The organism is Flavobacterium chungbukense, assembly GCF_020805785.1.
Classification (GTDB): domain Bacteria; phylum Bacteroidota; class Bacteroidia; order Flavobacteriales; family Flavobacteriaceae; genus Flavobacterium; species Flavobacterium chungbukense.
The window spans coordinates 1-12,465 of sequence record NZ_JAJGZV010000002.1 but is presented as its reverse complement, the minus strand read 5'-3'; the positions used below and the strand labels follow the sequence as shown (position 1 = coordinate 12,465).

At 41.1% G+C, this 12,465-nt stretch carries 13 protein-coding genes; 10 read left to right on the top strand and 3 right to left on the bottom strand.

The window, feature by feature from the left end; all coding sequences use genetic code 11:
• The first annotated feature begins 49 nt into the window (after nt 1-49).
• On the top strand, nt 50-247 hold the full coding sequence (locus LL966_RS05225; RefSeq protein WP_229350936.1) for a hypothetical protein: 198 nt from the start codon (nt 50-52) through the stop codon (nt 245-247).
• Between the two features lie 160 nt (nt 248-407).
• On the opposite strand, the gene LL966_RS05220 is transcribed toward LL966_RS05225, so the two are convergent.
• The 3 genes from LL966_RS05220 to LL966_RS05210 all read right to left on the bottom strand — a co-directional run bounded on the left by LL966_RS05220 (nt 408) and on the right by LL966_RS05210 (nt 3,344).
• Nucleotides 408-1,916 carry a PAS domain-containing sensor histidine kinase gene (locus tag LL966_RS05220; RefSeq protein WP_229350934.1) on the bottom strand — a complete coding sequence of 503 codons (1,509 nt, stop codon included), beginning with the start codon at nt 1,914-1,916 and terminating at the stop codon, nt 408-410.
• 784 nt (nt 1,917-2,700) lie between these two features.
• Nucleotides 2,701-2,919 (bottom strand): hypothetical protein, encoded by a 219-nt coding sequence (locus tag LL966_RS05215; RefSeq protein WP_229350931.1) that lies wholly within the window; start codon nt 2,917-2,919, stop codon nt 2,701-2,703.
• 206 nt (nt 2,920-3,125) lie between these two features.
• Complete coding sequence (locus LL966_RS05210; protein WP_229350929.1) at nt 3,126-3,344, bottom strand: hypothetical protein; 219 nt, start codon at nt 3,342-3,344, stop codon at nt 3,126-3,128.
• A gap of 562 nt (nt 3,345-3,906) precedes the next feature.
• Here LL966_RS05210 and LL966_RS05205 point away from each other — a divergent pair.
• The 9 genes from LL966_RS05205 (at nt 3,907) to LL966_RS05165 (ending at nt 12,054) form a co-directional block, all read left to right on the top strand.
• Nucleotides 3,907-4,785 carry a helix-turn-helix domain-containing protein gene (locus LL966_RS05205; protein ID WP_229350927.1) on the top strand — a complete coding sequence of 293 codons (879 nt, stop codon included), beginning with the start codon at nt 3,907-3,909 and terminating at the stop codon, nt 4,783-4,785.
• 85 nt (nt 4,786-4,870) lie between these two features.
• Nucleotides 4,871-5,461 (top strand): sugar O-acetyltransferase, encoded by a 591-nt coding sequence (locus tag LL966_RS05200; protein WP_229350925.1) that lies wholly within the window; start codon nt 4,871-4,873, stop codon nt 5,459-5,461.
• Nucleotides 5,462-5,477: 16 nt separating this feature from the next.
• Complete coding sequence (locus tag LL966_RS05195) at nt 5,478-5,957, top strand: cyclophilin-like fold protein (protein ID WP_229350923.1); 480 nt, start codon at nt 5,478-5,480, stop codon at nt 5,955-5,957.
• An 11-nt stretch (nt 5,958-5,968) separates the two neighbouring features.
• On the top strand, nt 5,969-6,466 hold the full coding sequence (locus LL966_RS05190) for a cupin domain-containing protein (protein WP_229350921.1): 498 nt from the start codon (nt 5,969-5,971) through the stop codon (nt 6,464-6,466).
• Nucleotides 6,467-6,502: 36 nt separating this feature from the next.
• Nucleotides 6,503-7,249, top strand: coding sequence for an SDR family oxidoreductase (locus LL966_RS05185; RefSeq protein WP_229350920.1), 747 nt, complete (start codon nt 6,503-6,505; stop codon nt 7,247-7,249).
• Nucleotides 7,250-7,346: 97 nt separating this feature from the next.
• Nucleotides 7,347-8,393, top strand: coding sequence for an alpha/beta hydrolase (locus LL966_RS05180; RefSeq protein WP_229350917.1), 1,047 nt, complete (start codon nt 7,347-7,349; stop codon nt 8,391-8,393).
• A 297-nt stretch (nt 8,394-8,690) separates the two neighbouring features.
• Nucleotides 8,691-9,164: a (2Fe-2S)-binding protein gene (locus LL966_RS05175; protein WP_229350915.1), complete on the top strand. Its 474-nt coding sequence runs from the start codon at nt 8,691-8,693 to the stop codon at nt 9,162-9,164.
• An 81-nt stretch (nt 9,165-9,245) separates the two neighbouring features.
• Entirely contained in the window at nt 9,246-9,863 is a 618-nt protein-coding gene (locus LL966_RS05170; RefSeq protein ID WP_229350913.1) for a c-type cytochrome, read from the top strand.
• A 28-nt stretch (nt 9,864-9,891) separates the two neighbouring features.
• Nucleotides 9,892-12,054 carry a xanthine dehydrogenase family protein molybdopterin-binding subunit gene (locus tag LL966_RS05165; protein ID WP_229350911.1) on the top strand — a complete coding sequence of 721 codons (2,163 nt, stop codon included), beginning with the start codon at nt 9,892-9,894 and terminating at the stop codon, nt 12,052-12,054.
• Nucleotides 12,055-12,465 lie beyond the last annotated feature (411 nt).

Here is a 12,465-nt window from a genome sequence, read left to right as displayed (position 1 = left end):
CCTTTTCTAATTTAGCATATTGAGATGGGTATATGTAAGATTATTTAAAGTGTCAATCGCCGACATGTCGCTGATGGGTAATTCTGATGATTCTGGTAAAGCAAATTCTCAGCTTCTTTATGTAAAAGGAAGCAAAATTGTTTATAGAAAATGGATTAAAAGGAGCACTACGAATAACGATGAATTAGAAATGAAGCTGCCATCTCATCCATTTAATATAATTTCAGAATTGGTCTTAATTATTTGAATACTCAAAATTAATCTTGTAAATAGTAAACTTGTAATGGCTGTGTATATTGATTTTGTGACTATGACCAATTGTACATGTTTATCTTAGAGACCATATATAAAAGGAATGTGATTTTTTTCGAACGACCCATAGTAAAAATCTGCTGTATTTTTAAATTTTAAATATTAGCTTTGGTCTGTTTCAGAGGTAGTGTAACTGTAAATTCAGCGCCATTATCCTTCTCGCCCGTGGCCGTTATGGTGCCGTTGTGCCTTTTGGCTATTTTTCTGCAAAGTGCTAGTCCCAGACCATTTCCTTCATATTGGTCTTTGGAATTTAATCTCTCAAAGGCTGTGAAAATCTTCTCGGCAAATGCAGGATCCATACCTATTCCATTGTCTTTGATGGTAATTTGTACTGCATCCTGGCCATGAAGACTCACCAAGGCACTGGTAATGATAACACGCGGAGGCTGGTCTGCTTTGGAGAACTTAAGTGCATTTTGTATCAGGTTATAAAATAGCTGTGTAATGAGAATCGGTGCACCTTCAATTTCAGGGAGCACTGTTGCATTAAGTATTGCGCCTTTCTCCTTGATGATGAGCTCCAGGTCGGTTTTTATATTTTCAATGACTTCAGACAGGTCAATATGCTCAATAGGCTGCTGGGATTTATCGATTGTTGAGTAGCTTAAAATGCCCTCTATGATATTGTTCATCCTTAGCGCTGACTGGTCAATCTTGGTAAGGTATTTTTTGCTGGCCTCATTAAAAACAGTGTCTTTTTCGTTTCGAAGCAGTGTATTGAAAATTTTAATTTTTCTGACAGGTTCCCGAAGGTCATGGCTAACTACATTGGCAAAATGCAGCAGATCTTCATTGGATCTTCTGAGCTCTTCGGTACTTTGGGTGACCTGTCTTTTGAGTTCATCTTCAAATTCCCGATGTTCATGGATATCCTGGATAATGCCGATAATGACCGTATCATCGCCGTTCTCGTCTTTAATTATCCTTCCGTTAATTTTAATCCATCGGGAGGTCTCATCCTTGCTTAGTATCCTGCTCTCATAAGTTATTATCCCTGTACTCAGGGCATCTTGATGTGCTTGTTCGCGTACGGGTAAATCCTCGGGGTGCAGTTTTGCAATCAGCTCTGCGTTTGATATTTCCCCTTCAATGCCCAGGATGGCATTGAAATTACCACAGGTTTTTACTTTTTGGGTAACAAGGTCTATCTCATAGGTGCCCATGCCCGAAGATTCAATGGCCATTTTGAGCCTCTGCTGGGCTCTTTCCAGCTCCAGTTTTGCCATATGTATATCAGTTACGTCGGCCCCGGTATTCATTACACCGTAGATATGGCCGTCGGGATCAACAAGAGGAATAAAGCTGTAGTTAAAATAGTGTGTTGTAAGTTTGCCATCGATCACAAGGTCTACTTTTTTATCCTTGGCATGAAAGGGTATGCCGGTTTTAAGCGCCGTTGTGGCCTGCTGGAAAAAATCTTCTTTTTCAACCTCGGGAAGCACTTCAAGGTAGTTTTTTCCCAATACCTGATCGCCTTTGCCCCAGGCCTTTATCATGGCAGTATTGGCCAGTTCGATTTTAAGCTCATCCCCTGAATATACGGCAATTGGCAAAGGGGTATTGTCAACGATATCTTTTAAAAGACTCATATTTCGGTACATGGTAATCGGTTTTTGGTGGTTACGAAGCTAGCGAGTTATTTGAGATTACTATTATAGAAAATTGGAAAAGTTTTGTACAATTACAACATAGGCTTTTTTGTTGCACTCCATACAATCTGCTGTCGCTGTATTGCTAAGTTATATAAAAGAAAATAATTTGTTTAGCTTTTTTTTTAAGTAAAAATTTTAAAAAAAAATCTGTTTAACAGCCATGTCAATTTTTATAAACAAAGGCAAACCACAGGGCTTAAATTTTTAATAGTTGAAGTCCCATACTTTTTTGTCAATGCGTTTTTCTTTCACTATAAATGGCGTTTTTTAACTTCCCCTTTCTTTTATGTATGAAGAGTCAGTCTTTGATACTATGAAACCATATTCTTATAATACAATAGGTTATGGATATCATGCTACTTATTTTTTGTGCGCTGTTCCCGCTATGAGCTGCAATCTTTTGTGCCCCTTTAAAGAAAACATAAATCATTTTAGTTATCGTGATATAATTCATAATGAAATGGAAAACCCGCCACATACAGTTAAGTACATGGCGGGGTGTCCATAAACATAATCTTCCATTTTATGTTTACTTATAATTTTCGTATTCAAAGGTGGTCTTTAATAAGGGGATCTTCTTATAGCTTTGATGCTGGTAATTGTATAATACGCATCTGTATTTTCCTGAACGGCTAACTTTAGGAGTTTTTAGGGAATAAACAGATCCAAATAAAATGGGACTGATTATAAAAAGACACCTGGTGAACCACCTGCCGCGTTTAATTTTTTATGCTCATCCGTTTATTTTCTCCTTATGGTACTCCCTGAGCCATTTTTCCATTTTCTGCAGTAATTGGATTTCATCTGGATCGCCTAAGGGGTCGGAAAGCCCTGTTATGGTCCTTTGGTAATTGAATTTTTTATTCTCAAAGCAGCAGGTGAATTTTGGGAACTCGTTGTGGGATACCAGCCATTGGTTGCCATCTGCATTTTTTATGTCAAACTTCTTCATTTCTTGTAATCTCCCGGGCAGCGGCAGGTACTGCTATGCTGTTGTGTTATGCGCTGTTTTTGCTGCTGGATTGTAACGGGCAAAAGTAGGGGATTATTGCCCTTATGGTGTTATATAATTTACAGGAGGGGGAATTTTTTTTAACGCCTTTAGCTATTATTTAATTTCATTGGCATTATGTACTCTCGCTGGCTTATGTAATCCTATTAGATTCCCTTGATCTCAGTACATTTAAATTTTCGCCCAGAAGGTTTAGTATTGCGCGGTGCACCATAAGTTGATTCATCCCTGGCGCGTTCATCTTCTTTTAGCTCGTCATTTCCAAGTACACCTATTTCGAATTCCTTCCTTACCGGATTATCCTTTTCGGGCGCTATGGTCTCAAAGGAATCATTTTGAGCCTCATCGCTATTTTGGGTATCCATATCGGTTTGAGACCCCTTTGAAGGGTCATTCTCTATAAGGTCCTTTTCTATGTCCTTCCCCCTTATGTCTTTGGGGCCGCTTTACGGTTTCTTTTAAGGGTTCTGCGGGTCATAGGGGCTGGGTGTTTTTGGCTGCGTGTTTTGGGTCTTTGATCGGGTTTTGGGAATTACGGTGGTCCTTGTGGTAATTTTTTGTTGTTGGGGATTTGTCGTTTTATTTTTTGAATTAGATTATTGCTGTGGTTTTTTTTAAGGTGGGTATAGGGCAGGTTGGGTGGTATGGCCGTGCTTGTCTGGGGTTGTGCTGTACTTTGTTTGTACTTTGTACTTAGTGAATTGTATATAGTTTTATTTTTTGGAGCTTTTTCCCGCTATCCGTTGCAATCTTTTGTGCCGAACCCCGGCACAAAAGGATTTCCACTGCTATCGGGGCTAGGATCTGCAACAGATCCAATTTGTCCTGGGAGAATGTAAATTTGAACCAAATTGTTCTATTTTCTAGTTTACAGGTCGAAGTTAAGATTAAGAGTTATTGTATGTTTGAATTTCTTAACTTTGCATTATGAAAGAGATCATAACAAGAGAAATTTCGCAGTTTAACAATGAACTGAAACTCCAGGGTTTTAAAGCATTTCAGATAGAGGATGATGGCGCAGAAACCAGAACCTACAGCAGAAAGGAATTTTATAAAATCTGCCTCACTACAGGGAAAAGCAGGATTCATTATTCCGATAAGACCTATGAGCAGGAAGGCACGATTCTTTTTTTCGGAAATCCGCACATTCCCTATTCGTGGGAAACTATCTCCACCACTTACGTTGGTTACACTATTTTATTTTCTGAGGAGTTTTTTAAAAACTCCGAACGTTCTGAAAGCCTGCAGCAATCGTCCTTTTTTAAAATAGGGGGAACACCTGTTTTGAAAATCACAGAAGAGCAGAGAGGCTTTCTGAATACTATTTTTCAGAAAATGATTGCCGAGCAAAAAAGTGATTATGTATTTAAAGATGAACTGATTCGCAATTACATCAGTCTGATTATACACGAATCTTTAAAGATGGAACCTTCTGAGAATTTTGAGCAAAACAAAAATGCATCATCCAGATTAGCCTCTGTGTTTTTAGAACTGCTGGAAAGGCAATTCCCTATTGAAACCACTTCTAGTCCGCTTCAATTAAGAACGGCGCAGCATTACGCAAAGCATTTGAATGTGCATATTAATTACCTGAACAGGGCTGTAAAAGAAGTGACGGGAAAATCAACAACGACTCATATTACAGAGCGAATCATCACAGAAGCCAAGGCGCTTTTGCAGCACACCGACTGGAGTATTTCCGAGATCGCTTACGCCCTCGGGTTTGATTATCCAACCTACTTCAATAATTTCTTCAAAAAGACTACGGGAACCAATCCCACTGCATTTCGTCTGGCGGAAGTTTGAATTTCTTAAGCTTTGGTTTGATAATCGTTACTTCCCTGCTTAAAGGCAGCCTTATCTTTGTATCTGGATATTTAATTCAAATACTATGTCAGATAAAGACCCTATTTCCGAAGCTGCACCATTTCAAAAAGATATTTTTGAGAGGCTTTTAGCCGGTGAGGCGATACTTCCAAACGATCCGCAACTAGGCAGATTAAGAGAAGAGGCATTTGCTGTCAAAGCATTGCTTAACCAGATGAATAATTCCTCAAATCCAGATGAAATTGCACAGATACTGAGCATAATTTTAGATACAAAAGTTCAAGATGTAACCGTTTTTACACCCCTTTACATCAACTACGGAAAACACATTTCGATCGGCAAAAACGTATTTATCAATTTTGACTGCACCTTTTTGGCACTCGGCGGCATTACCATTGAAGATGATGTTTTAATTGGCCCGAAAGTCAGCCTTATTACCGAAAGCCATCCCTTACATCCAGAGCAAAGAAAAGGACTCATTGGAAAACCTATCCACATTAAAAAAAATGCATGGATTGGTGCCAATGCAACGATTTTGCCCGGCGTTACCATTGGAGAGAATGCCATTGTCGCCGCAGGGGCCGTAGTTTCCAAAGATGTTCCCGATAATACTATCGTGGGCGGGATTCCTGCAAAATTCATTAAAAATGTTTAACCTTAAAACATATCGTATGAAACTGAAATCCTTAGTAACAGTTATCGCTGTTCTTTTCGCTTTTTCTTTTTGTAATGCAGGCTGTGGCAATGACAATGAAGCAGTACCACAAAACAATGAGAATGAAAGTACTAATAATAATTCAACATCAAAAATGAGAATAACAATTGGCACAGCCGTTTTTACAGCAACGATGTATAATAACCCCAGTACAGCTGCACTAAAAGCAATGCTTCCGCTTACCATCGATATGACAGAGATGAATGGCAATGAAAAGTACTACGATTTTCCCAGTCCGCTTCCAGCAAATGCTTCGGTTGGAGGTGAAATAAAAGCGGGCGATTTAACGCTTTACGGAAACAATGTCCTGGTACTTTTTTATAAAAGTTTCAAGACTTCCTATAGTTATACAAAACTCGGATATATTGACAATCCTGCGGGACTTCCTGCTGCACTGGGTAATGGAAATGTAGTTTTGAAATTTGAAAACAATTAAAATGAAATCTTATGAAAAGTATTTTAAATATAGCATCGGCACTTATAATTTGTGTGCTGGCAATGGCTTGCAGCAAGAATAAAAACCATGAAAAAACAAATGGAGATAAAAACCAGCTGACTCAAATTTTTCCAAGAGGTGAAAAAGGTTCAAAAGATTTATTTACAGGTAATGCATACAATACCGGTTTGGTTGATGCGGACAGCGTTTTTACAACAGCGGTTGGCAATGTCTATTTCCAGCCAGGTGCAAGGAGCAACTGGCACAGTCATCCCTCGGGTCAAATCCTGATTATTACCGATGGTGTTGGTTATCATCAAATTGAGGGAAAGCCTGTTGAAATTATCAAAAAAGGTGACCTCATAAAATGTCCGCCAAATGTAAGGCATTGGCACGGTGCTAGCGTTGATGTGGGTTTGCAGCAATTGTACATCGTTCCCAACACCGAAAAAGGAATTGTAAACTGGAACGAAGCGGTAACCGATAAGGTGTATAAAAGTGTTCAATAGTTTTTCAAAAAGAATTGAAATTAAATATAATTAATTATGGAAAATAATATCAAAGATAAAGTAGTAATCATTACAGGAGCGAGCAGCGGGATGGGAGAGGCTGCTGCCAGGCATCTGGCAGAACTTGGCGCTGTAGTGGTACTTGGTGCAAGACGAGCGGACAGAATTGAAAAGCTGGCAAAAGATATTCAGCAAACAGGCGCGAAAGCCCTTGCTGTAGAAGTGGACGTGACAGATCTGCAGCAGGTAAAAAACCTGGTTGACACGGCAGCCCGGCAATTTGGACGTGTAGATGTCATACTCAATAATGCAGGGGTCATGCCTTTGTCCCCAATGGACCGAGTGAATGTAGAGGAGTGGAACACCATGATAGATGTTAATATCAAAGGCGTGCTCAACGGTATTGCCGCTGTTCTTCCTTATATGAAAGAGCAAAAGTCCGGCCAGATTATCAACACTTCTTCTGTGGCGGGCCATAAGGTATTTTACGGGTCTGCGGTTTATTCCGCTACCAAATATGCCGTTCGTGCATTAACAGAAGGTTTGCGAATGGAGCTCAAGCCCTATAATATCCGTACCACCATCGTATGTCCCGGTGCTGTTAAAACAGAGCTGCTGGAACATATTTCAGAGGCAGATATCCAGCAGGCCAACAAAGACTATGTAGGCGAAGTAGGGATTAGCGCGGACAGTTTTGCCCGTGTAGTGGCTTTTGCAATTAGCCAGCCTTCGGATGTAGACATTAACGAAATTATCTTTCGCCCAACAGCGCAGGAGCTTTAGTAAACCTCTGTACAAAATTTAGGAAAGAGATGATGAATTGGGAACAAGAGATAGCCCAGGAGTAGTATCTAAGTATTAAAAATAATTCAAACATAAAATGAAAAAAGCATTGGCAATCACAATATTGTTTCTGATAACAGGGCAATTATTTGCACAAAAAACAAAATTAAATTCAGAAAAAATGAACACGTCAAAAAAACATTATACATTCCAATTAAGCGATAAGGTAACCCGTCAAAAAGTGAGCTTCAAAAATCGTTATGGTATTACATTAAGTGGAGATTTATACTTTCCTAAAGATATAGGAAACCAAAAATTATCTGCACTAGCCATTGGCGGGCCTTTTGGGGCCGTGAAACAGCAATCATCAGGATTATATGCCAATCAAATGGCAGAACGCGGGTTTATGGCGCTGGCTTTTGACCCGTCTTATACGGGGGAAAGTGGAGGTGAGCCAAGAAACCTGGCATCCCCTGAAATCAATACAGAGGATTTTAGCGCCGCGGTTGATTTTTTGGGATTGCAGAAAAACGTTGACAGGAACAAAATTGGGATCATCGGGATCTGTGGTTTTGGCGGTTTTGCCTTAAATGCCACGGCTATTGATAAAAGGGTGAAAGCGGTTGCCACGACAAGTCTGTATGATATGACCAGGGTCATGTCCAAAGGCTATAATGATTCAGTAACTCCTGAGCAAAGAACCAAAACACTGGAAGCTTTGGGCGAGCAGCGCTGGAAAGACGCCGAGGCTGGAAAACCGGCAGATGGCCCAAGAAACTTACCCGAAGCATTGAAAGGCGATGAACCGCAATTTGTAAAGGAATATTTTGATTATTACAGAACACCGCGCGGTTTTCAGGTTAATTCTGTAAACTCAAACGGAGCATGGCCTGCAACCAATCCAATATCTTTTATGAATATGCCAATACTCTCTTATGTAAAGGAAATTGCGCCACGACCAATGCTTTTGATTGCAGGGGAAAAGGCACATTCAAGATATTTTAGTGAAGATATTTTTAAAGTGGCAGGTGAGCCGAAAGAACTGATCATTATACCAAATGCAGTTCACGTTGATCTGTATGACAAAGTGGATGTGATTCCTTTCGATACATTAGGGCGTTTCTTTAAGGATAATCTGAAATAAGATATCAAAGGGTTATTGAAAATTTTTAATTTTTATGTCGACCGCGTTTCCTAATGATCTTTAAATTGGCTGGAACTTGCTAAGGTCCAGATCATAAACCTCCAAAGTCATTTGATTTAGGAGGTTTTTGGGTTTATACTACGGGGAAGCCCTGGCACCTGATTAATTGTTTGATTAACTTAACTAATAGTTTGAATTCACTAATTTTTATATGAACCTTTTGTGTTAATTTTGATCATAAATTAAATCTTAAGCTATTTATGATTAATTTTAAATAAAAACTAAATTAATTACAAGATGATTAAATTAAATGTAAATAATAAATCACATGATTGTGACATTAGCAGTGATATGCCGCTGCTTTGGGCCTTGCGTGATATTCTCCAGCTAACCGGTACAAAGTATGGATGCGGCGTGGCGCAGTGCGGTGCCTGTGTGGTACATCTTGACGGGGAAGCGGTGCGCTCCTGTGTTACTAAAGTGAGCCGTGCCCAGGGGAAAAAAATCACGACCATTGAAGGTTTATCTTTAAACAATGATCATCCTTTACAGCAGGCATGGCAGAATATAGATGTCCCGCAATGCGGTTATTGCCATTCCGGGCAAATTATGTCAGCTGCAGTACTGCTTCGTGAGAATAACAACCCTACAGATCAGGATATAGATAATGCGATGGCCGGTAACATTTGCCGCTGCGGTACTTATCCCAGAATTCGAAAAGCGATACATATTGCTGCTGAAATACAGCGAAAATCAGCTGAGAAATCATAGTGATCCCTGGGATTCTAAATTTATACAACTTTTCAATACTTCAGTATGATAAAAAATAGGCACTCACAAAATATAAGTGTTATGCTGCGAAAAAAAAGCGGCTCAATTGCAGCTGTAATCCTGGTTATGATTACCCTTGCAGCTTTTGGTTTTAGCAATACATACAGTCCCGATAAAGCATACAAAGATATACCCACGCCTCTTGTAAAGGACAGTATAGCCTCGGTAAAGGCTTTTGAGAAAGTATATACAGTGCTGATGAGCCCCAGATGTGTTAACTGCCATCCCATTGGGGATATACCCCTGCAGGGAGATGACAGCCATATCCATAAAATGTTTCCAAAACGCGGAGCAGACGGAAAGGGGCTTTATGCCATGAAGTGCGCCAATTGCCACCAATTGGAAAATACTACAGGTCCTCATGCGCCTCCGGGAGCTCCAAACTGGCATTTGCCCCCGGCTAACATGAAAATGGTTTTCCAGGGAAAATCAGCCCATGATCTTGCCAAACAGCTTGTAGACCTGAAACAAAACGGCAATAAGAACATGAAGCAGCTCCTGGAGCATGCTGATGACCAACTGGTGCTGGCGGGCTGGAAACCAGCCCAGGGACATTCAATGCCCCCGATGAGCCACAGCGAATTTAAAAAAGCGTGGACTGCCTGGATTAAAAATGGGGCCTATGCACCGGCCAAATAATGAAGTTACACTAAAATACTCAAAAATCATGTCAGAGTCAAATATAGTATCAAACGTTTCACGCAGAGGTTTTCTTAAACTGGCAGGTATAGGGGGAACAGCTTTCTATCTTGGTGTATTCAACAGCGCGGGTGCATCGGCCAATATCGTAAATCCGGAATTGGACGGGCTTAATTCGGTGGAGATGAATGCCTGGATTATTATTGAGCAAAGCGGCAAGGTAACCCTTATAGACCATCGCGCAGAAATGGGACAGGGTTCTTTTCATTCTGTACCGCAAATTATAGCCGAAGAGCTTGAAGTGGACCTCAAGGATATTAATGTGGTATTTGCACAGGGAAGTAAGAAATATGGCGGCCAGATCACAGGGGGGAGCTCTACAATCAGGGGTTCGTATAAAAATCTTCTCAAGTTAAGCGCCACGGCCAGGGAAATGCTCATCGCTGCAGCGGCCGGTATATGGTCTGTGCCGGCAGGTGAATGTTTTGCGCAATCAGGCCATGTCATCCATAAGCCGTCGGGAAAAAGCCTGCATTACGGGGAGTTGGCCCAGAAAGCCTCCAAACTGCCTGCCCCTTTAGAGGTAAAATTGAAAAAACGCTCGGATTATAAGCTCATTGGCAAAGGTATACGACGAATTGATACGGCCAGAAAAACCAATGGAACTGCCGTATTTGGAATTGATAAAAGAATTCCCGGGATGGTTTTTGCGGCAGTGGAGCGCAATCCCAGACTGCGGGGAAAGCTCGTGAGCTATGATGACAGCGAAACCTTAAAAATTGCCGGGGTAAAAAAGGTATTTAAAATAAAAATGAAGGTCCATAATACCCTGCGTGAAGGTGTGGCCGTTATAGCGGACAATACCTGGGCTGCCCTGCAGGGCAAAAAGGCACTAAAAATAGTTTGGGACGACAGCGGGTTTGAGCATTTGGACAGCGCTGAAATATCCAAAAGACAATTGGATTTACTTGATAAGGAGCAGGGGCTTATCTTTAAGAAAGTGGGTGATCCCGATAAAATTATACAGGCTGCAGCAAAAAAGCTCGATGTGACCTACCAGACACCCTACCAGTCGCACTATGCAATGGAGCCATTAAATTGCATAGCGCACCATCAGGGAAATAAAATTGAAATCTGGGGACCCCTGCAGGCCCCGGACTGGATGCAGGAATTTATAAGTGCAAGTTTCGGGATTCCCTTGGATGCGGTTATCGTAAATATGACTTTTTTAGGCGGTGGTTTTGGACGGAAGGCCTTTACGGATTTCGTTCATGAGGCCGTTGTGATCTCCAGGGAGATCAGGGGGCCTGTCCAGGTCGTCTGGACAAGGGAAGATGATGCGAGCCAGGGGCCTTTCAGGCCCGGTATTTCCTATAGGGGGGAAGGTGTTATAGAAGATGGGGAAATGACCGTTGTAAAGTTTCGTATGGCGGGCCAGAACATCGACCACTGGATGTCCGAGAATAGGGGAAAAGCCAATGGAAGCACTACAGAAGGTTTTTTGGCGCCGTATTTTGAGTCGGTTAAAAATATAAGTTTCTCTGATATTCCTTTTGAAACGCCCATACCGGTGCTCTGGTGGAGGTCTGTTTACGCCTCTACCAATGGTTTTGCCTATGAGAGCTTCATGGATGAAATGGCGCATGCGGCAGGGAAAGACCCGCTTGATTTTAGAAGAAAATATTTAAAAGAAGAACGCCTTCAGAAACTTATCGATAAGATGGAAGAAGTATCGGGATGGAAGGCCAGGGGAAAAAACGAAGGATTTGGCGTTGCCATCACAGAATGTTTTGACAGTACGGTCGGGCAGATCGTAAAGGTTTCCCGTAAGGCTGAAGGAGGCGTAAAAGTAGATAAGGTATGGGCTGTTATGGATTGCGGCTGGTATGTAAACCCCGATATTATTGAAGCCCAGATAGAGGGCTCCATCATAATGGCACTGGGAGCCGCAGCCTTCCATGAGATGACTTTTACAGATGGCATGGCAGATCAGCAGAATTTTTACTCTTACAATATGCCGCGCATCTATGATATGCCGCAAATGCAGGTGCATGTGATGGAGAATGACGCCGATGCCGGGGGTGTGGGCGAGCCTGCACTTCCGCCTTTTGCGCCGGCGCTTACCAATGCTATTTTTGATCTGACAGGAAAAAGAATAAGAAAACTTCCTTTTAACCTGGAGGAGGTATAGTTTAGGTCTTTTTCTATGTCCTTCCCGGTTATGTCTTTGGGGTTCCTTATAAGGGTTCTTCGGGGCATAGGGCTGGGTGTTTTTGGCTTTGGTTTTTGGGGCTTTGATCGGGTTTTGAGAATGACGGCGGTCCTTGTGGTAATTTTTGTTGTAGCTGAATTTTTCATTTTATTTGCTGATCAATGTGTTTTTTAGGTTTAATTATTTAATTCGCTTTCATCTTATTTTTTTGGAGCTTTTTCCCGCTGTCCGTTGCAATCTTTTGTGCCGAACAACGGCACAAAAGGATTTTGGAGTTGCTACATTTACTGGGACATAAATTTTAAGACTGTTTAAATAAAAATAAATATCTTAGAATTATGAAAAAACGAGTTTACAGTGCTGAGTTTAAATCATCAGCAGTACGATTAA